15 protein-coding genes and 1 pseudogene are annotated in these 21,571 nt (G+C 53.1%); 8 read left to right on the top strand and 8 right to left on the bottom strand.

Going from position 1 to position 21,571, the window contains the following annotated elements; translation table 11 throughout:
- Positions 1-33 precede the first annotated feature (33 nt).
- From CIK74_RS15865 to dnaA, 7 genes are all read right to left on the bottom strand, one after another.
- Positions 34-642, bottom strand: coding sequence for a DUF3566 domain-containing protein (locus CIK74_RS15865; RefSeq protein ID WP_096257193.1), 609 nt, complete (start codon positions 640-642; stop codon positions 34-36).
- Positions 639-3,266 carry a DNA gyrase subunit A gene (gyrA, locus tag CIK74_RS15860; protein WP_096257191.1) on the bottom strand — a complete coding sequence of 876 codons (2,628 nt, stop codon included), beginning with the start codon at positions 3,264-3,266 and terminating at the stop codon, positions 639-641. The genes CIK74_RS15865 and gyrA overlap by 4 nt, the downstream gene beginning before the upstream one ends.
- A 58-nt stretch (positions 3,267-3,324) precedes the next feature.
- Positions 3,325-5,322, bottom strand: coding sequence for a DNA topoisomerase (ATP-hydrolyzing) subunit B (gyrB, locus tag CIK74_RS15855; protein WP_096257309.1), 1,998 nt, complete (start codon positions 5,320-5,322; stop codon positions 3,325-3,327).
- Between the two features lie 340 nt (positions 5,323-5,662).
- Entirely contained in the window at positions 5,663-6,190 is a 528-nt protein-coding gene (locus tag CIK74_RS15850) for a DciA family protein (RefSeq protein WP_096257189.1), read from the bottom strand.
- Positions 6,183-7,346, bottom strand: a complete 1,164-nt coding sequence (gene recF / locus CIK74_RS15845; protein WP_096257187.1) for a DNA replication/repair protein RecF — start codon at positions 7,344-7,346, stop codon at positions 6,183-6,185. Before recF ends, CIK74_RS15850 begins: the two co-directional genes overlap by 8 nt.
- 59 nt (positions 7,347-7,405) lie before the next feature.
- Positions 7,406-8,533: a DNA polymerase III subunit beta gene (dnaN, locus tag CIK74_RS15840; RefSeq protein ID WP_096257185.1), complete on the bottom strand. Its 1,128-nt coding sequence runs from the start codon at positions 8,531-8,533 to the stop codon at positions 7,406-7,408.
- A 465-nt stretch (positions 8,534-8,998) separates the two neighbouring features.
- Positions 8,999-10,435 carry a chromosomal replication initiator protein DnaA gene (gene dnaA, locus CIK74_RS15835; RefSeq protein ID WP_096257308.1) on the bottom strand — a complete coding sequence of 479 codons (1,437 nt, stop codon included), beginning with the start codon at positions 10,433-10,435 and terminating at the stop codon, positions 8,999-9,001.
- Positions 10,436-10,948: 513 nt separating this feature from the next.
- Here dnaA and rpmH point away from each other — a divergent pair.
- From rpmH to CIK74_RS15795, 8 genes are all read left to right on the top strand, one after another.
- Positions 10,949-11,086, top strand: a complete 138-nt coding sequence (gene rpmH, locus CIK74_RS15830) for a 50S ribosomal protein L34 (protein ID WP_096257183.1) — start codon at positions 10,949-10,951, stop codon at positions 11,084-11,086.
- A gap of 65 nt (positions 11,087-11,151) precedes the next feature.
- Positions 11,152-11,502, top strand: a complete 351-nt coding sequence (gene rnpA / locus CIK74_RS15825; protein ID WP_096257181.1) for a ribonuclease P protein component — start codon at positions 11,152-11,154, stop codon at positions 11,500-11,502.
- Positions 11,502-11,879, top strand: coding sequence for a membrane protein insertion efficiency factor YidD (gene yidD / locus CIK74_RS15820; protein ID WP_096257180.1), 378 nt, complete (start codon positions 11,502-11,504; stop codon positions 11,877-11,879). The genes rnpA and yidD overlap by 1 nt, the downstream gene beginning before the upstream one ends.
- Positions 11,879-12,838, top strand: coding sequence for a membrane protein insertase YidC (gene yidC / locus CIK74_RS15815; RefSeq protein WP_096257178.1), 960 nt, complete (start codon positions 11,879-11,881; stop codon positions 12,836-12,838). The genes yidD and yidC overlap by 1 nt, the downstream gene beginning before the upstream one ends.
- 2 nt (positions 12,839-12,840) lie before the next feature.
- Positions 12,841-13,368 (top strand): R3H domain-containing nucleic acid-binding protein, encoded by a 528-nt coding sequence (locus tag CIK74_RS15810; protein WP_096257176.1) that lies wholly within the window; start codon positions 12,841-12,843, stop codon positions 13,366-13,368.
- Positions 13,369-13,412: 44 nt separating this feature from the next.
- On the top strand, positions 13,413-14,054 hold the full coding sequence (gene rsmG, locus CIK74_RS15805; protein WP_096257174.1) for a 16S rRNA (guanine(527)-N(7))-methyltransferase RsmG: 642 nt from the start codon (positions 13,413-13,415) through the stop codon (positions 14,052-14,054).
- Between the two features lie 176 nt (positions 14,055-14,230).
- Positions 14,231-15,160, top strand: coding sequence for a ParA family protein (locus CIK74_RS15800; RefSeq protein ID WP_096257172.1), 930 nt, complete (start codon positions 14,231-14,233; stop codon positions 15,158-15,160).
- Positions 15,161-15,341: 181 nt separating this feature from the next.
- A complete protein-coding gene (locus CIK74_RS15795) occupies positions 15,342-16,505 on the top strand; it encodes a ParB/RepB/Spo0J family partition protein (protein ID WP_096257170.1) in 1,164 nt (387 codons plus the stop codon).
- Between the two features lie 4,503 nt (positions 16,506-21,008).
- Here the strand turns inward: CIK74_RS15795 and CIK74_RS15785 are convergent.
- A pseudogene (locus CIK74_RS15785) lies at positions 21,009-21,497 on the bottom strand (ATP-binding protein).
- Positions 21,498-21,571: the final 74 nt, after the last annotated feature.

Raw genomic sequence — 21,571 nt, 5'->3', positions numbered from 1 at the left:
ACAGCATGAATCCCGGGCTCGACTAGCACGTTCTTAGTCGTCGGTGAGGGTTACTCCGACGCCTCCGACGAGCGAAGCGGCAATGTTATACAACACCGCTCCGAGCATCGAGAGCACCGAAATTACCACGACATTGACTACCGCAATGATTGTCGCGTACGAGGCAACCTGACCCAGCGAGAGCACATCACGCAGGTCAAAAGTGCCTTCGGCACCAATCGCGTCACGCATCAGCTGGTTGAAGGAGTCAAAGGTACCGGTCAGGTCCAGTAGCGCCCAGATAGCTACCGAAGCCACCACGGTGATGACACCGAAGGCGACCGACAGCAAGAAGGCAAGCTTCAAGACCGAGAACGGCTCTACCTTCGAAGCTAGCAGTCGAGCTTTGCGGACCTTAGCCTTAGGCGCCGGGCGAACCAGACGATCTTGTGACTGCGGCGGCCGCTGTCCCGCGGGACGCGGTGCACCCGTGCTAGGTCGCGCAGGACCGCCGGCGGGGCGCGGCTGTCCGGTTGGTGCCGGACGGGCACCGGTTGGGCGGTTACCGTTCGAGGTTGGCGCTGGGCGCTTTACCTGGGTAGGTCGCGGCGCTGCGCTCTTCGGGGCGCTGCCACTTGGGCGAGGCGTCGAGGGCGTGCTCATGCGTTACCTCCGTTATCGGTGTCATCGTTTTGGACGTCCGAAGCGATTTCCGGCGCAGCAGATGACTCATCTGTCATGTTTTCTGCGTCCAACGTTACGCCATCTTCCTCCGAGTTCTCTTCGAGCTCGCTCTCCGAGTTCTTGGCAACCGCAATAATGTGGTCTTTCTTATCCGGCTTTGCGAAGATGACACCCATGGTGTCACGACCCTTGGACGGAACCTGCGAGACGGCTGAACGAACAACCTTGCCCGAGGCCATTACCACGAGTACTTCGTCAGTTTCATCAACGATCAACGCACCCACAAGTTCGCCACGTTCCTCGTTGAGCTTGGCAACCTTAATACCCAAGCCACCACGGGATTGCACACGATATTCGTCGACCGTAGTGCGCTTTGCGTAGCCCTCATTTGTCACGGTGAAAACGAACGCTTCGGGACGTACTGCCTCGGCGGCCAACAACTCGTCACCCTCGCGGAACTTCATACCGGTCACGCCACTGGTAGCGCGACCCATCGGACGCAGTGCGGTGTCGGTCGCGGTGAAGCGTACCGATTGGCCCTTACGCGAGACCAGCATCACATCATCGGATTCGCTCACCAGCTGTGCGGAGACTAATTCATCATCCTCACGCAGGTTGATCGCGATGACTCCGGCGGTGCGGTTGGTGTCATAGTCTTCCAAGCGGGTTTTCTTGACCAAACCATTGCGGGTAGCAAGCATCAGGTACTGCGCGTCCTGGTAGGTGCGCAGATCAAGCACCTGTGCGATGTGCTCATCTGGCTGGAAAGCCATCACGTTGGCGACGTGCTGTCCCTTGGCATCGCGCCCAGCCTCGGCCAACTCGTAGCACTTGGTGCGGTACACCCGGCCGTGGTTGGTGAAGAACAACAGGTAGTTGTGTGTGGAGGTGACGAAGAAGTGTTCCACCACATCGTCTCCACGCAGGTTGGCGCCCTTGATGCCCTTGCCGCCCCGCTGCTGCGAACGGTAGTTGTCGATACGGGTGCGCTTGACGTAGCCGCCACGGGTGATGGTGACGACCATTTCCTCTTCGGGAATGAGGTCTTCGACGTTCATATCGCCATCGAAGCCCATGAGGATATTGGTGCGACGATCATCTCCATGCTTTTCCACAATCTCGGCGAGTTCTTCCGAGACGATGGTGCGCTGGCGCTGCGGGTCGGCGATGATTTCCTTAAACTCGGCAATCATCACCGCCAGTTCCGCGTGACGATCCTGAATCTTCTGACGTTCCAAGGCAGCAAGTCGACGTAGCTGCATGTCGAGAATGGCACGGGCCTGATCCTCGTCAATATCCAGCAGTTCCATCAACCCGTCGCGGGCCGCTTCGGTGGTCGAAGAACGGCGGATCAGCGCGATAACCTCGTCCAAAGCATCCAGGGCCTTGAGCAGGCCACGCAAGATGTGAGCCTCGGCTTCGGCCTTCTTCAGGCGGTACTTGGTGCGGCGAACAATTACTTCGATCTGGTGGGTCACCCAGTGCCGGATGAAACCATCCAGTGGCAGGGTGCGTGGCACTCCGTCGACGATCGCGAGCATATTCGCGGAGAAGTTGGACTGCAGTTCGGTGTGCTTGTAGAGGTTGTTCAGTACTACCTTGGCTACGGCGTCGCGCTTGAGCACGATCACCAGGCGCTGGCCGGTACGGCCCGAGGTCTCATCACGCATGTCGGCGATGCCGGCGACCTTGCCGTCGCGGACCAGCTCGGCAATCTTCACCGCGAGGTTATCCGGGTTAGCCATATATGGCAGCTCGGTGACTACCAGGCAAGAGCGGCCCTGAATTTCTTCCACATTCACTACCGCGCGCATGGTGATCGAGCCACGGCCGGTGCGGTAGGCATCGGAGATGCCCTTGGTGCCAAGAATCATGGCGCCGGAAGGGAAATCTGGGCCCTTGACGCGCTGCATCAGCGCGGCAAGCAGTTCCTCGCGACTAACTTCTGGGTTCTCCAGGTACCACTGCACACCCTCGGCGACTTCGCGCAGGTTATGTGGCGGAATGTTGGTGGCCATACCCACCGCGATGCCAGAGGAGCCGTTGACCAAAAGGTTCGGGAAACGCGCCGGCAATACGGTTGGTTCTTGGTTTTTGCCGTCGTAGTTGTCCTTAAAATCAACGGTGTCCTCGTTGATGTCACGGACCATTTCCATGGCCAGCGGGGCCATCTTGGTTTCCGTGTAACGCTGGGCGGCTGCGCCATCATTACCTGGGGAACCGAAGTTACCCTGGCCTAGCGCCAGCGGATAACGCATGACCCAGTCCTGAATCAGGCGGACCAGCGCATCATAAATCGCGGTGTCACCGTGCGGGTGGTACTGACCCATCACTTCGCCGACCACGCGGGCACACTTATTGTAGGAGCGCTCCGGGCGGTAGCCACCGTCGTACATTGCGTACAGCACGCGGCGGTGCACTGGCTTCAGTCCATCGCGCACGTCGGGTAGTGCACGGCCCACGATGACCGCCATAGCGTAGTCAAGGTAGGACCGTTGCATTTCGGTCTGCAAATCGATCTGGTCGATCTTGTCGTGTCCCTCTAGTGCGGGCACGATCTCCCCGTCCAACGGTTCGTTCCCCGGGGTTTGCTCGTCGCTCATTTCATCCCTTACAAGTCTAAAATTCGTTGCTGGTTATCGTTTCGCTGCGGTTGGCGCGTTAGATATCCAGGAAGCGCACGTCCTTGGCATTTTGCTGAATAAAGGTTCGGCGTGATTCGACGTCCTCGCCCATCAGCACTGAGAAGACCTCATCGGCTGCGGCCGCGTCATCCATGGCCACCTGGCGCAGAATGCGGTGAGCCGGATCCATGGTAGTGTCCCATAGTTCCGAATAGTCCATCTCGCCCAGACCCTTGTAGCGCTGGATGCCGTTTTCCTTAGGAATACGCTTGTTCGACGCGGCACCCTTGACCAGCGCTTCGTCGCGTTCACGGTCTGTGAAGACGTATTCGTGAGCGGCGTTAGTCCACTTGATGCGGTACAGCGGTGGGCTTGCAAGGTACACATAGCCCTGTTCGATCAGTGGACGCATGAAGCGGAAGATCAGCGTGAGCAATAGCGTGGTGATGTGCTGGCCGTCCACGTCGGCGTCGGCCATCAACACGATCTTGTGATAGCGCAGCTTAGCCATGTCGAATTCTTCACCGATGCCGGTGCCGAAGGCGGTGATCATCGCCTGTACTTCGGCATTGCCCAGCGCACGGTCCAAACGCGCACGTTCCACGTTCAGGATCTTTCCGCGCAACGGCAGGATCGCCTGAGTGTGTGGGTCACGTCCGCGCTTAGCCGAGCCGCCTGCGGAGTCACCCTCGACGATGAAAACCTCACACTCGGCAGGGTTCTTCGAGGAGCAGTCCGAAAGCTTACCGGGCATGCCGAAGGATTCCATTGGCGACTTGCGGCGCGCGTTGTCACGCGCCTTGCGGGCCGCCATACGGGCCTGGGAGGCAAGCATTGCCTTGCGAATAATGTCTTTAGCGACGTTCGGGTTGCGCTCGAACCAGTCACCAAGTTCCTCGTTGACCACACCGTGCACGAAGCCACGGGCCATCGAGTTACCCAGCTTAGTTTTAGTCTGGCCTTCAAACTGTGGTTCGGAGAGCTTGACCGAAAGTACTGCGGTCAGACCCTCGCGGACGTCATCGCCGGAAAGATTGTCATCCTTTTCGCGCAGGATCTTGTTATCGCGGGCGTAGCGGTTGAGCAAGCCGGTCAAGGCTGCGCGGAAACCCTCTTCGTGGGTACCACCCTCGTGGGTGTTGATGGTGTTTGCGTAGGTGTGCACAGACTCCGAGTAGGCATTGGTCCACTGCATAGCGACTTCAACGCTGATACCGCGAGTGGTGTCCTCAGCTTCGAAGGCAATGACCTCGTCGTGTACCAATTCCACTTTTTTCGCGGAGTTCAGGTGCTTGACGTAATCGAGCAGTCCGTCTTTGTACAGGTAGTCGACCACGCGTGGTTTAACAACCTGGTTTTCACGCTCGTCTTCAACTTCGGCCTCAACCTCTTCGACCACGCGCTCGTCGGTCAGCCGGATGCGCAGGCCTTTGTTCAGGAAGGCCATCTGCTGGAAGCGCGCACGCAGGGTTTCGAAATCAAATACTGTGGTTTCAAAGATTCCGGCGTCCGGGTAGAACGTCTGGGTGGTGCCAGTTTCTTCGGTTTCTTCGCCACGGGTCAATGGGGAGGTGGTCATGCCGCCATTGCCGAAGGAGATCCGCCAGGCGTAACCCTTTTGCCGAACGATGGTGTCCACGCGGCTAGATAGCGCGTTAACTACCGAAATACCTACGCCGTGTAGTCCGCCGGAGACCGCATACCCGCCGCCGCCGAACTTACCGCCAGCGTGCAGGATAGTCATAACGACCTCTACCGCCGGCTTGCCCTCAGTAGGATGCATATCTGTGGGGATGCCACGGCCGTTGTCCTGTACTCTGACAGCGCCATCGTTCTGCAAGGTGATGTCGATAGTGTCGCAGTATCCGGCTAGGGCCTCATCGACGGAGTTATCAACAACTTCGTATACCAGGTGGTGAAGGCCACGAGGTCCGGTTGAACCGATATACATGCCCGGACGTTTGCGTACCGCTTCGAGTCCTTCGAGGACGGTAATGTCCTGGGCGCCATAGGTGTGTTCGACTTTTGAAGTCATCGATTCCGCGGGTACTTGGCTCTCGGCCGGCTCCTGCGGTGAAGCGTTTTCGGTAGACACTTGTGCTACGAACTCCTCGAATTTGGTGCGCGATTCCTTGCCGACTCTGCGTACGGGCCAACAAAAAACCATGGTCTGGCGCAACGTACGCGGGGGATGCCCGCGCGACGCGCACTCACTGCCTCTAATTCTACCGCGTTTAGCGAAATATATAGGGATCCTGAGCATCAAATCGGCTGTAGTAGGCACAGAATCATCACTTAGAGCGGTTACTGGCGGAGCAGTAAGGGGGGATCCAGCCAGCGGCTCCGTTAGAGCGCCATATGCCGTGCCAGCAATTTTATCCGTAGGTATCTCGCGGGCCGCGTCCGGCAACCGAACGCAGGCCATGGCGCCAGGAGGGAGCATTGGGGCCCAAGACCTTGATAACCGTGACAATTCCCGAACCTAATTCGGCATCAATTTTTTTCAAAATCTGATGGCTGAGTAGGCGTAATTGGGTAGCCCATGAAGTTGAATCGCAGCGTACGACCACCACGGTGTCTTCAAAAGATTCGGGCTTGCAATGTGCCGCTACGTCTTCGCCGACCAATTCTGTCCAACGACCCAATACGGATCCGACCGCAACTTGAGTATTCCACCCGCGAGATTTAGACATTCTCGATACGATTTCACCGATAGCATGTGGATCGCGCGCGGATCCTTCAACGGGTTTCCCCTGTGGCGCAGCGAATCCGCGACGCGTTGCTTGACGCTTTTTGACGCGTTCCATGCGGGCAGCGTCAACTCGAGTTTCACCACGCTCTTCGGCGAGTTTGCGCATGCGATTGAGCAGCGCCTTGGCCGAGTCGAGTTCTTCCTCAGACATCGCTGACCTGACCAGGGCTCACCATGAAAAAGTGTCCTTTCAAGGCCTCGGGCACATCGGCAGCCACCGCCGCGGTCACCAATACTTGTTCGGCGCCGGCAACAATATGCGCCAATCGGTCCCGCCGGGTAGCGTCAAGTTCTGCAAAAACATCATCGAGGATCAAAATCGGGCCAGACCCAGTTCGCGGGTCGTCATCACCAAAGACGCGGTAAGCAGCCAGGCGCAATGCGAGCGCAAAGGACCAAGTTTCCCCATGCGAGGCGTAGCCTTTTGCAGGTGTTGCCCCTAATGTCAGGGTCAAATCATCGCGGTGTGGACCAAAGAGGGAAATACCGCGATCTAATTCGCGTGCCCGGTTTGCCTCGATGGCACTCAGCAGTAGATCGCGAATTTCGTCTTGGCTCAACCCCTCAAGATTCTTCACCGGCAAGGAATTTTCGTCAATCTCGCCTTCAAGAGATGAGCGATAAACCGCATCAGCATGCTTTTTGCCATCGGCAAGATCCGCGTAGGCTGCTTCCATATAGGGCCGCAGCAGGGCAAGTACCATCAAACGGCCACGAATGAGGCGGGCACCGCAGGTGGCCAGTTGCATGTCCCATGCCTGCAAGGTGTTCTCTTGTGAGGAATTAAGTTTTGATTTGCCTCTGATCGATTTCAACAACGCATTTCGTTGTTTCACGATCCGCTCGTAGTCGTTTTTGGTACCGGCTTCGATAGGTCTTAAAGAGATCAGCATTTCATCGAGGAAACGACGTCGATTAGATGGATCTCCCTTGATCAAGGACAGATCTTCAGGAGCAAAAAGTACCGTTCGCACGAGTCCAAGAATCTCTCGTGCACGTACCGGGTTAGCCCGGTTGATCCGGGCTCTATTGATTTTTCCGCTGGTAATTTCCACCTCGAGGGAGGTGGACTGAGATCCACGATGTAACGTGCCACGGATCAGTGCCCGTTCGGAACCGAAGTGCAGCAGCGGAGCATCGTTGCTGACTCGGTGCGAGGAGAGGTTCGCCAGGTATCCGATGGCTTCAACGATGTTCGTTTTACCGACGCCGTTGGGTCCAACCAGTACGTTGATGCCCGGGGCTAGTTGTACGTCGGCCTGCACGTACGAGCGAAAGCTCGTGAGGGAAAGCTGCGAGATATACACCGAGAATCCTGAAAGCTACGAAGCGGTGGAATATTTAGCACTCCACCGCTAACTTGTTGCTAGTTCGAGTTTGGAAGTCGAACTGGCATAACGAGGTACCGGTATTGGTCCTGGTCTTCTTCATCAATTTTCTTCTGACCAGTGACCATTGCTGGCTTTGGAGCGCTGGTGAACGAAAAACGAACAAAATCAGTATTGAACGAGCTCAACCCTTCACTGAGGAAGGTTGGGTTGAATGCAACAGTAATGTCTTCCCCGCGTAACGAAGCAACAATTGATTCTTCAGCCTGGGCGTCCTCGCCGGTTCCTGCATCAAGGGTCAGCTGTCCATCGGTGAACGCCATACGTACTGGGGTGTTTCGTTCAGCGACAACGGAAACGCGACGGACCGCTTCAATCAGATCGCTGGAACGGACAGTAGCGTGAATTGGAGTGTTATCCGGGAACAACGAACGAATCTTTGGATAGTCACCATTGATGAGTAACGAGGTTGTCCGGCGGTTAGCGCTCTCGAAACCAATCATTTCCCCGGTAGGGCTGATTGCAAGTTTCAGGTCGCCAGAACTGGAAAGTGTTTTAGCTACTTCGTTCAAGGTTTTAGCCTTGACCAAGAATGAAGTAGAAATTTCTGGCTGGTTTGGAGTCCAATTCAGTTCACGCATCGCCAGACGGTAACGGTCCGTGGCGAGGAAAGTGATTAGATCATTTTCAATCTCAACCTTGATACCAGTCAATACCGGCAGGGTGTCATCCTTCGATGCGGCGACAATAACCTGGGATACAGCTTCCGAGAAAGCTTGGCCATTGATGGTGCCGGCAACTTCTGGAAGTGCTGGCAAGGAAGGGTATTCCTCAACTGGCATGGTCGCTAAGTGGAATCGTGAACGACCGCAGGAGACGGTGATCTTTGTGCCATCAGTTTCGAGAGTCACCGTTGAATTTGGCAATGAACGTGTAATTTCCGCAAGCAACTTGCCAGAAATTAAGACCTTGCCTTGTTCTGCAATATCAGCAGGGATCTCGATGTGGGATGAAATTTCGTAATCAAATCCCTCGAGGCGAACGATGCCTTCATGGGTAGTGATCAAAATGCCAGCAAGTACTGGAGATGGTGGACGCTGCGCTAGAGACCTTGCGGTCCAAGAAACGGCATCTGCCAATACATCCTTTTCAACGCTGAACTTCACGAAAAATCCGCCTTTCGGAACCCATAAGTCTTAAGTGAGGCCAAGAAGGTTGTTTCCCGCCAAGTTCTTAAGCATAGAGCAGGTAGCTACACGATATCTCCACTTAATCTTGCCACGGGTTCTTCGAATAGCCCTCATGGAACTTTCCAAGTGGGCGTAACCGCGAACTTGTGAACAAAATGCAGTTCAAAACGGGTGTCGGTGGAGAGGTCTCGTTATTTGGATGAATAAGTGTTTAAAGGAAGTAGTGTTAATAACCCCTGTGGATACTGTGGATAAGCCCCTCGAGCCCATAGTTTGAACCAATTGTGCATGTGAACAAACTGTGACTGGCAGTGACACTGAGTTCCATGGTCCTGTTGATACTCAGTGTCACGCTTTTCTGAGTCCACACTCGAGGTGCCAGTTATGCTCAGGTTGTCTTCATGTAATCCACAGTCTTATCCACAGCTGTGTTTTAACGGTTTAGTGCTCGCGCTGACTCTGTTTAATCCGGTTTGTCAGTTCTGTCACTTGGTTGAAGATTGCGCGTCGCTCGGCCATCAACTCACGAATCTTGCGATCCGCATGGATAACAGTGGTGTGGTCTCGCCCGCCAAGTTCGGCGCCGATCTTCGGCAATGACATATCCGTCAACTCACGCAGCAGATACATCGCGATCTGACGTGCCGTGACCAGGGTTCGAGTACGAGATTTGCTGTTGAGCTCATCAATAGTCAGCCCAAAGTACTCTGCAGTCTGTTTGATGATGGTTGAAGGCGTGATTTCCTGAGCACCATCAGCACTGATCAAGTCCTTGAGAACGGTTTCTGCCAGGGCCAGATCAACGTGTTGGTTATTCAATGAAGCGAAAGCGGTTACTCGGATGAGCGCACCCTCAAGTTCACGGATATTCGTCGAGATTCTCGAGGCGATATATTCCATGACATCACCCGGAGCCGAAAGATTCTCGGCGTCAGCTTTCTTGCGCAGGATCGCAATACGGGTTTCCAATTCAGGCGGCTGAATATCGGTGAGCAAGCCCCACTCAAAGCGGGAACGCATCCGATCTTCAAATCCTTGCAGCTGTTTAGGCGGCAAGTCAGAGGTAATCACTACCTGCTTGTTGTGATTGTGCAATGCATTGAAGGTATGGAAGAACTCTTCTTGCGTTGCATCTTTATTGGCCAAGAACTGAATATCGTCGATAAGCAAAATATCGACATTGCGATAGGTCTGCTTGAAGCTGGCACCCTCGTCATCACGGATGGAGTTGATGAAGTCATTAGTGAACTCTTCGGAGTTCACGTAGCGTACTCGGATCCCCTTATAGAGGTGACGCGCGTAATGTCCAATGGCGTGAAGCAGGTGAGTTTTACCTAGCCCGGAATCTCCATAGATAAACAGCGGGTTGTAGGCTTTTGCCGGTGCTTCAGCGACCGCGACCGCGGCCGCGTGAGCAAATCGGTTCGAAGACCCAATGACAAAAGTGTCAAAAATGTACTTTGGATTAAGCCGACCGAACTCTTGCGAGTTTGATGGAGGCGTCGGCTGTGGTGCAGGCTGTGGGCGCGGTCCGGGAGTTTCTGGGACTGGAACTGGGACCGGAGCTGGCGAGGTCTTTTTTTCGGGTGGCTGTTCGACTTCCTCAGCTAAGGACAGATCGACACTGACAGCACAACGGATATCGTCTTGAAAGACCTCACGCAACGCCTGATCGAGAGGTTCGCGAAGCTGAGTTTGCAAGATATCGCGAGTGAGATCGTTAGGTACGGCAACAAGCAGGGTACTGCCAATGAGCCCCTGGGGTTTAGCAAGGGACACAAATGGACGATGACGGGCCTTCACTCGATCATCATCTTCGATCTTACGAATCACCTGACGCCAGGAGCTCCCAATACTATTGGTCTCGTCGCTGCTCACTAAGGGCGCCCCACTTCCATCATTTAATGCAATGTTGATCACATAAAACCCTGCTTCGGGCCTCATTTTCGCCGTTCTGGCGACGTTATCTCCACTGATTCTAACCACTATCCACATGGTTATGCACAGTCCGGTGGAAAAAGTTAGCTGTTTGCCTGTGGAAAACGCCTTTCCCCTTGAAATATACCGTTTTCATGGGCGTTGTGACGTGGATTTTCATCCCAGATTGTGAGTTGTCTTTCGTTAAATGATGCAGTAATCCACAACTTTGGGGTAGATTATTCACAGGTAGGACTCTGATATGCACAGGGGTCCTTGAAAATCGCGCCAATTTGACCTATGGCGTAATTTTTCCTATCGTTATTTAGTCCTATGTGTGCGTTTTGTGACCTGCTCAGTTTTTAGAAGAGCCCGCAAAATTACACATTTTATAAAGAACGAGCGTCAGCCTGTTGTTATCCAGCTAGCTAGTAGCGGGTCCGGCGCATCACTTAAATTTCTTGGAGTGTCACCGTGAGCAAGCGGACTTTTCAGCCTAATAACCGTCGTCGTGCCAAGAAGCACGGTTTCCGCCTTCGTATGCGTACCCGTGCAGGTCGCGCAATCTTGTCCGCACGTCGCGGCAAGAGCCGTACCGAGCTTTCCGCATAAATTTGCGAAACAGCTTTTGGCTGCGTAGTTCTGGCGGAATCAACTAGATCTGGCTAGAACAAAAAATGTTGCCAAAGAATCAGCGATTGCGCTTAGCGCAAGACCTTACAGTCACTGTACGTTCCGGCGCCCGAAGCGGACGCCGGAACGTCGTGCTATATGCACGTCCTCGCCCCGAAGGGGCCGCGGGGGACCGGTTTGGATTTATTGTCTCCAAGGCAGTGGGAATTGCAGTTAAGCGAAACCTGACTAAACGCCGTATGCGCGAAGTTGCCCACGAGCTCAGGCGCGTGGATGGGAACCTGGACATCGTTGTTCGTGCTTTACCCGGAGCTGCAGAGCTCACTTGGGACGAACTGCGGACTCAGGTTACTGCCGCTTTCGCATCTGTACAGCGTAAATCAGAGGTTCGCTGATGCGTAAGGACTTGAGTCCGCGTACCGGGGTGCTGTGGTTCATCATTGATATTCCGCGCAACCTGCTTATTGGATTTCTTAAGACTTACCGCAAGATCATCTCGCCAATTTACGGCGATGTATGCCGATACTTTCCTAGCTGTTCTGCCTATGGGCTCGAAGCGGTGACACAACACGGCGCTATCAAAGGCATCGTCTTGACCGCTTGGCGGGTTCTGAGGTGCAATCCATTTTCCCACGGCGGTGTAGACCAAGTGCCCGAAGGACCAAGGATTTGGCCTGAAGGTAAACTGCCGAGGATCATAGTTCTGAATCATCCTGTGATTCCCGACGATGAAGACGCCGCGGATAGCGGCCACAAGGAGCTTGACCGCTAATGAACTTTCTAGACACGATATTGACTCCGTTCACGTATGCCGTGTCGTGGGTCCTGTGGGCCTTCCACGAACTGTTCACGATCCTTGGTATGGATGAAGGCTCGGGTGTGACTTGGACCTTGTCCATTATCTTCCTTGTGCTGCTTATTCGTACCTTGTTGATCCCGGTCTTCGTTAAGCAGATCAAGAGTCAGCGAGCGATGCAGGCACTGCAGCCTGATCTTCGTAAGCTCCAGGCAAAGTACAAGGGCAAGACCGACCAGATGTCGCGTCAGGCCATGGTGCAAGAGCAGCAGGCGCTGTTCAAGAAGCACAAGACCAACCCACTTTCTTCATGCCTGCCATTACTCGTGCAGATGCCGTTCTTCTTTGCATTGTTCCGCGTGCTCAACGAAGCATCCCGCGCCAGCGATGACGGCCGTTCAATCGGTGCCTTGTCCGCTGACCACATCCGCAGCTTCGACCAGTCCTCAATTCTCGGCGCACCACTGTCCGAGACGTTCTTGGGCACCATTAACTCCGGCGCTATCAACTGGGCCGTAATCATTGTTGCTGTCATTATGATCCTTGCAATGACCGCCTCGCAGTTCTTCACCCAGCGTCAGCTGATGACGAAGAACATGAGCGCAGAAGCTCTTCAGGGCCCATTCATGCAGCAGCAGAAGATGATGCTCTACATCCTGCCTTTGGTCTTCGGTATCGGTGGCATTAACTTCCCAATCGGTGTGCTGATCTACTGGACCGCATCGAACTTGTGGACCCTGGGACAGCAGTTCTGGGTTATTCGTAACAACCCAACCCCGGGCTCCCAGGCAGAACGTGAACTAAACGCTCGCCGTGCAGAGAAGGGCCTGCCTCCTGTGGGGCAGAAGAAGGTTGACGAGTCCGAGACCCCAGCCATTGAAGAGCCTAAAGGCCAGCGCGAGCAGCCTAAGCGCAAGAACCGCAAGAAGAGGTAGTCATGACTGCAACTGAAAATCCTGAAGCAACAGAGCTAGAGGATCAGCATGAGCAAGCAGACGAGGTAATTGACGAAGGCGATGTTGCCGCGGATTACCTCGAAGAACTGCTCGATATTGCCGATCTTGATGGCGACATTGACATCGAAATTCGTGGTGGGCGTACCTACATTTCGATCGTTGCCGAAGAAGCAACCACTGACCTGAACAGCCTGGTAGGCAAGGACGGTGAAGTCCTTGATGCACTACAGGAACTCACCCGTTTGGCCGTCCTGAACGCTACAGGTGAGCGCTCACGGCTCGTCCTGGACATAGCTGGTTACCGCGCTAACCGTGCCGAGGAACTGCAGGAGATTGCAGCACAGGCCATCGAGCAAGCTCGCAAAAGTGGAGAAGCTGTACATCTTGAACCGATGAGCGCATATGAGCGCAAGCTTGTTCATGATGTGATCGCTGATGCCGGCTTGCACTCGGAATCCGAGGGCGAATCCGCTCGTCGCCACATCGTCGTTTCGACGCTAGCTAACTAAGTACATCGCTATTCGCGGTTTCGAACGTTCTAAGGACCAATGCAATGACTGAGGACCTCAGCCTGACAGCTGCGGAGACCGTAGCCGCCGAGAAAATTTTCGGCGACCGACTGGATCTTGCCAAGCGTTATGTAACGCACCTAGCGACCTCCGGAATTGAACGGGGCTTACTTGGCCCACGTGAAGTTCCACGCCTCTGGTCACGCCACGTATTGAACTGTGCGATCATCGAATCGTTTATGGAGCAGGACGCTGAAGTGGCCGACGTAGGCAGTGGCGCAGGGCTTCCTGGGCTATGCCTTGCCATCGCACGTCCAGACTTGAAACTAACTCTGATTGAGCCGCTAGAGCGTCGCTGCATCTGGCTGACAGAGGTTATTGATGATCTTGGGCTAGATAACGTTACTGTGATGCGTGGACGCGCAGAACAGATGGTCGAGACGATCAACGCTCGATACGTTACGGCTCGTGCTGTATCAGCCCTGAGCAACTTGGCAGGCTTGACCATTCCACTACTGCATGGCAAGGGCGACTTGATCGCGATCAAGGGTCGTTCGGCTGCAGAAGAAATCGACAAGGCTCAAAAAGTCATTCGTAAGCTCGGTGGCACCAAAACCGAGGTTTTGACTGTGGGTGAAGACATTCTTGAAGAAGTCACCACGGTGGTTCGAATCAAGGTTGGCTAAGGCTTAGGCGTTAGTCTTTAAGTAGCTTTCGATGCGGCACGATGCAAAATTTTGAAGTCTTTTGACATCTAAATTGAACACACGCTAAGACGTTTGTTTTCGAGTGTTTCACGTGAAACAAAGTCTAACTATCTGCGAAAATTGCACGCATCAAATTACGAGGAGGAGTTTCACCTTTGTCCAAGGCTAAAGGTTCGTCGAGTAACGTTTTTGACTTTAATGACTCTTCTTCGCCCCTTGCTAGTCAATTGGCTAGCGAGCACCGCCGACGCGAAGCAATTTCTGAGCGTAAGGTTCCCACTCCTCCGAAGACTCGTTACCTGACCATTTCGAATCAAAAGGGTGGCGTCGGTAAAACGACGACGACGGTTAATTTGGCGGCTGCGCTGGCAAAGAGCGGTTTGAATGTTCTTGTGATCGATATTGATCCACAGGGTAATGCATCAACTGCGCTCGGCATTGAGCATCATTCGGAAGTGGATAGCATCTACGATGTTCTAATCAACGATCTTCCGTTGGCTGACGTCATCGCGACATGCCCTGAACTACCTTTATTGCAAGTTGCACCTGCAACCATTCACCTGGCCGGCGCAGAGATTGAGTTGGTATCTCTGGTTGCCCGTGAACAGCGGTTGCAACGAGCATTGGACGACTACGCGCGAACCCGACAGCGCGAGGGCCTTCCGCGGTTGGATTATGTTTTCATTGACTGTCCGCCGAGCCTCGGCCTGTTGACAGTTAATGCGTTTGTGGCTGCCAGAGAAGTTCTGATTCCGATTCAGTGCGAATATTACGCGCTGGAAGGTCTCAGTCAGCTGTTGAAGAACATTGAAATGATTCAGAAGCACTTGAATTCAAAGTTGACAGTATCTACGATTCTGCTGACCATGTATGACGGACGAACGAACCTTGCAGCTCAAGTTGCTAACGAAGTTCGGGAACATTTTCCGGAGCAAGTTTTAGGAGCCGTGATTCCACGTTCCGTGCGCATCTCTGAAGCACCTAGTTACCAACAAACGGTCATTACTTACGATCCAAGCTCTACAGGTGCTCTGTCTTACATGGAGGCAGCCATAGAGATTGCGGAAAGAGCCGTTCGGGTCTAACCGAAAGCTTTTGAGCCAACTTAAGCGGGAAATAACCCGCTTATTGTTGTTTAACGAGAAAATTTTGTATTTGTACTCTTCGAGACTTCTTACAATCAAGGCGAGCAACATCCCCCTTGTTTGTCGAGTAAACAGTAGACTAGTCATGGCTGAGTATTTGGATGAGAAGGAGTGCCGGCAAATGGCTGAGAAAAAGCGTGGCTTAGGCAGGGGACTAGGTGCCCTGATTTCCAGTTCACCAACAGGCGCTGCACCTGAGACTGTTGAGGAAGTTTCACGTGAAACATCTTCTACTGAACCGCAAGTAAGCAAAACCAAATCTGCACGCCCTGTGGATATGTTCTTTGAACCGGGGCGGAAATCTTCGTCTTCTGCCTCTAAGATCACCCCTGCAAAAAATGGCAAAAAAACTCGTGCGGCCATGCCTGGTTTAACTTCGTCTGTGGCTCCAAGAGAAACTGAACCAGCTGTCTCGAAGAAGGCGACTATTCCTAACATTGAAGAATCTTCTCCAGGACTAGTTGACGTTCCTGGTGCAAGTTTTGCTGAACTCAATGTTAACCAGATCCATCCGAACCGTAAGCAGCCAAGAACTAACTTCGATCAGGAACAACTGGATGAACTCATCCATTCCATCCGGGAAATCGGGTTGCTTCAGCCGATCGTTGTTCGGCCTTCGAGAGAAGAAAATGAGGCCCCATACGAACTGGTCATGGGTGAGCGTCGTTGGCGCGCTACTCAAGCCGCGGGCCTGTCTACGATTCCAGCCATTATCCGCGACACTCAAGATAACGACCTTTTACGTGACGCGCTGCTTGAAAATCTACATCGGTCGGAACTCAACCCGCTGGAAGAAGCGGCTGCTTACCAGCAGTTACTCGAAGAGTTCAACTGCACACAAGAGGTCTTATCTGATCGTATCGGTCGTTCGCGGTCACAGATTTCGAACACTATTCGGCTCATGAAGCTACCAGCTTTGGTTCAACGACGAGTTGCGGCGGGAGTCCTCTCTGCGGGGCACGCAAGAGCTTTGCTCGGCCTGTCCAATGGGGAAGCGATAGAACAACTCGCTCAACGCATCGTCAATGAAGGCCTGTCGGTTCGCGCTACAGAAGAAGCCGTAGCACTCAGTGGCGATAAGCCGGTCAAGAAGAATGCCAAACCACGAGAAACCCAGCGAAACGAACGGCTTGATTTCCTAGCTACTTCTCTGGCCGATCGACTGGATACTAGCGTGAAGATTCAGTTGGGCTCTCGAAAAGGTAAAGTTAGTATCGAATTCGCGTCCGTTGAAGACCTGAACAGAATCATGGAAGTTCTAGATCCGGACCTTAAGAAATCATAGGCTTCAGCTAACAATGATGGTCATGTTTCACGTGAAACATGACCGCCTTTGTTTAAAAACTGAGTTCAAGATCAGTAAGGAAAAGTGAAGTAGGTTCTGGCTGGCAACGATAGTGCGTGGGTTCCACTGCGGATTCTACTGGAGAATGATTGCGACCAAAAAAGTTGCTGAATCGGCACCTAAGGAGTCACTGAGCCGCTTCTAGGCTCAGGGGGAGGGTCTCGTCCCACTGGTGGCCCGTAAGGTCGCTGTAGCGCGACCAGGGTGCTCTAGTTTTCTATGCTTGGGTCGTGAAAGGAATAGAAGGTGCTCGGGTTCTCCGTTTAGACCGCTTTCAAGAAGCTCTTGCTGACACGTTTACTGCTTCAAGATTCTTCACAGAGGCTCTCTCAAGGAGGCCGTCAAGTCGGTGCTATTTTTTTGCGCCCTGCGAATAAACGTCTGCCACCTACAGAAAGGCCCGTAGAAGAAGATTCCAGTTGGAATCATATAAATGGTTGGACCAGAAACTTCAATTTTTATTCAAGAGGTCAGAAACTACTACCTCTCTTGCCGAAGTTGTTTCTTTACCATTGACGAAATTTTCAAAGGTTTCATTGTCACCAGTTACTGCATACCAGAGCCACCATAATTCTCGTTCAGGGCACCAATAATCTAGATATGATGGTCAGTGGTTTGGAGGCACGAACTTGGCCACGGTGCTGTTTTCTGGAGCAAAGGCTAATGCACGAAAAATTCGCACGTTTGGTGCACCTACTGGTCCGCCGCATATTTGAGCCCAGCCGATATCGAACGCCATCCTAACTCGTAACGAAGACGACGCGAGTGGGTAAGCGTCCTGTTGCTCGTACTGTTTACTGACGGTGGTCGTCGCCTTCTCATTTCTTAGTTTCTGGATGCAACGACACATTCCAGAAATCGTCAGAGTCCTTAGTAACTGTGTTGCGGCTTTCAAAGATACAGCGCCTTGGGACAAGATGCTTAGGGAGGCTGGCCATACTGTCCGGGCATCCCGTTCAGGCGGTATTGGAGTATGCTCCTCGCCTCGATTTGTTGTCTATCTGGTGGCCGGCTCCTCTCTTGAGATATTGCTGCATGGGGGAGTGGAGACAGACAAAGTGGATCTAAATGAAGATCTGGTGTGGCTCTGAAGCTCAAAATGGTCCCTGTCAGCGGGTCTAATAATCATGTCAACACGTGATCGTTGGTGGCACACAGTTGGTGATCGGGGAGGACGATACATGCTTTGGAAATATCGGGATTGTACCGTTGCGCGGGTAGCCGCCTAGTCATGGATCAGTAGTTTGGCGGGCATCGCCATGACTTTTGATGCAGTGGAAAACGTGGGTGAATATGCGCAAGTTTTAGAGCTACCAATATTGTGGTTGAGCGCCACCCGTTATTGCAGATCAGAGCCACCAAGCTGCAGTGCACCCGTCGAGGACGGCTCGCATCTAGATACACCTTATCGATGGGATCAAAGAGAGGAGGTCGTAGAATGACCGGCAAATCGCAAACACATACGCATCCGTACCCCCTCAAACATCACCGTTTCGCTTGGGGGCACGATCTGACCTGGCTCAAGCGATATAGCCCGGGCATCACTCTCATGCTCAATCTATGGTGATTCCCGGATTGATTGTCATAGCTAGAGAGCCCTCCCGGCGTACATGTGTTGCAGGAACATCACTCTCGTCTTGGTTTCTGACGAGTGCCTCATGCCGAGAAACCGCTAGCCATTGCGTGGACAGGCACTCAAGATGCATTGACAAGAAGAATAATTGGCCTGCTAGTTGGGTTTGACCACTAATCAGCCTGTTGCCAGCTATCCTGTCATTGCTGCGACGGCGAGTTGACGGGCAATGGTCAGTAAGAACCTAGGCTCGATGCGACAGCGCATGCCGCCGATACCTATTCAGCATGAGGTTTCTGTACAGCCCTCCGTACGATTTAGATGTGCAAGAAGCACAACTGCCAACTTGTCATAGTTGCGTGCCGCTGACCGGACGGAAACAGATCGTAGGGTGGCTCCAACAGGGAATACCAAGCGGCTCTGCGACCGAATATCGCTGTAGTGACCATATGGCGCTGAATTGCAATCTTGGTGGCTACCAAGGAGGCAAATAATCAACGGACTCGACCATCGTAAGTAAACAGCACGCGCAACCGTCCTGGCATACCCGCTCGTGTTAGCGACGATATAACTGACGTGTACGCACCATATCGTTTCGAACTAGATCTGTGCTGGAGCCATCAGTGCATTATATGCGTGAGAGTTTCGAGCAGGAGGCCTTGCTCCTGAAGCGCTACCTCGACAGGGTAATTTCCCTCGAGCTACCGTCCATCGTGGCTTGAAGAAGCGACAGTTATAAATGAGGCTAATGGGCGGCCCTCAATGCGGGTACTAATTGACTCTGACTCCTTCGAATAATCACCGTTGTCGTGGTGCAGTCACAGGTTCATCTCAGTTGTTGCAACCAAACCGGGTGGGGATGATTCCAACGTGAATGGGAGCGATCCTCGCTGACCATTCGTTGAGCAAAGAACTATCGAGGATATGCCAGTTCGTATTTTCCATTTGTCGAAACTGATCTACCCGTGGCAAGAACGAATGGGCAGAAGTGCAGTATTGGGCTTCACCGGGGAGACGAGTGGCATCGGCATATTAAATAACTCCTCAGGATGCGTGGGGGTCTTTGGAGTGCTCTTCGTAGTTGAATTTTATGTAGGTAACCTCAGCCACGTAGATTGGATTTGTATGGCCGCTGGCATTCTCGTAGCCACGCACCGACTGTTCCTGTCTCTGTTTCACGTGAAACATATCTAATACAAAGAGCCAAAGCGAATTCTCCAGCCCCACGTCGGCTACATTCTCTGACGTCCATTGACGTTCACTCTGGACACCTTGCCAGCAGCCTCTTTTACCCAGGGTCAAAACACCACCGGCTAGGCCGCTGGTGAACTCTGAGACGTCGTTCAGTCCAGGAACGGGAGCGATTGTGTTGTCTGTCTGCTGCTGGTGTTATGACTGCAACACTGATTTATCGCTCGTGGTAGGGACGATACGTTCGACGATTTCGGGGAGCATCGTGTGGAACCGTGTCTGCGCTGAAACCGTCGAAGTCACCACACGGGTGAGACTTAGGTGCAGGAATAATTGATACTCAGTCACTTTCACTGTGGTGGTCTGCTGAAGCCGTTGAAGAATCATTCTGGCGTCGACGCTCGTACATGTCGACTTCGTAAGTACGAGTCACGTGAATTTGCAAGAATCAGGTGGAACGCAGGGAAGCAGACGGTCCGTGTCCCGTGGAAGTTGCCAAAGGACCAGAAAGTTGAGGTCTTGGCGAAGAATGGTAGTCGCAGCACTAACTAATTCTAAAGACCTCTACTTTGAACCGTTCTCTCTTTCTACCGCGACAGATCTTGTGTCATTCGCGAACCGTGGGGGCGGGATCTACCTAGAAGGGACAAAACCAGTGAAGGGTCGAAGCCGATACCCGTTGCCAAATCACTAATCCATACCTATGGACCGGGGGTGAGGGAACAATTGGGAATTCTTAGGTGATTGTGAGAAGCCGTCGTCCTAGCCACTGACTCTTTGTCTGTCGGACTACCGTCAAATTCTTGATTCATCACGATTGCCAACGACCTAATCGCCAGCGGGTCCGGTTCCGCCTATCGGAAGCACTGGTTGCTGATGGATTCATAGTTATTAGAAAATCTACGATGAGGTTCTCCTAGCTGAGAGTCAGTGCTTTAAAGCAAGAGCCCAAGGAGGTTCATCGGAGTGGGGAAGATAGAACTGACAGCCTAATTGTTGGTCTACCAATACCGGAACGAAGTACCCCGGTGTATCGGAAACCTTGTATATAAAGCGGACAACGAAACGGCATGTTTTCTAGATATCGTTGCCTCTTGGTCAAGACCAGTACCCAGGGCTTGGTTGGATGAGCAAGAAGAGCAGCGTCAGGAGGACATTGAAGTGCCGGAACCGGATGACTCAATGGGTTCAAAGTTGAACTTGTGAAAGGCTGTATCTTGTTATGTAGGTCTTGATTCCAACCTAGTGGGTCGAAACTGATTCCAAGGCTTTGTGCGAGTAAGCCCGTCAGCGCATCCGACATGAGCAATATTGGAGGCGAGACGTGAAGAATATCTTCGTTCAAAATGCCAGTGACCGTTGATCGCGCAGCTACCACTGGATGCGTAAAAGATGGGGAGCAAACTTGAAGATCTGTTCGCTAAGGCTGACTATGAATTAATCCAGTTGCTCTTGAGCGCATATCCTAAGTCAGTCGACGGTCACCGTAAGCCCAGAATTCAGCTTTGAAGCGGGGCCAAAGTGAATATTTGACCCGATCAGAGCCACCGATATTGCGCTTCAGAGCCACCCGTTCTTGCGGTTCAGAGCAACCCAATATTCACGTTCAGAGCCACCGGCTTCCCTCGCGGTGAACCGGCGGCTCTGAACCCATATCTCACCGTAACGGCGACCCGTTCCTACTGCCCGGAACTGGAATACGCCTCACGCATGTTGAACCCACCGGTCTCAACCCAGATCGTGTTGTGAACAATGCGATCCATGATCGCGTCAGCCAACGCACCAGCACCCAGCCAGGCATGCCAGTCCGACTGCTAGTACTGTGTGCAGAAAATAGTCGACCCGGCGTCATACCTTCGCTCCATGAACTCGAAAATGAACCTTAAGAACTCACCTGTAGGCGGATCCAGCAACCATTCATCCAACGCCAGAACACTGTAATTGGCATATTTACGCAATAGTTTGTGCTGACCCATCGGCTTATCGACGGCTTGCTGCCATTCTTCTTCGAGATCCGGGATCCGCACGTATCCGGTACGGTACCGACAAACACAAGCCTGCTTCGCCCCCGCGCACGCTAGGTAGGACTTGCCGGACCCGGTGAAGCCTTGAAAGACCAGGTTCCTGTTCAGATCAATGAAATGACAGGTCGCCAACTGAGCCAGCATGGACTGGTTCAGCCGCGTTCTTCGACTCGATCCACTTTCCTCAGGTCAGCATTTCGGAAATTTTCAAGTCAAGT

Origin of the sequence: Glutamicibacter sp. BW77, from assembly GCF_002332285.1 — a bacterium.
Lineage (GTDB): Bacteria > Actinomycetota > Actinomycetes > Actinomycetales > Micrococcaceae > Glutamicibacter > Glutamicibacter bergerei.
Note: the sequence above shows the minus strand (reverse complement) of the source record. Positions and strands in the feature narration are given on the sequence as shown.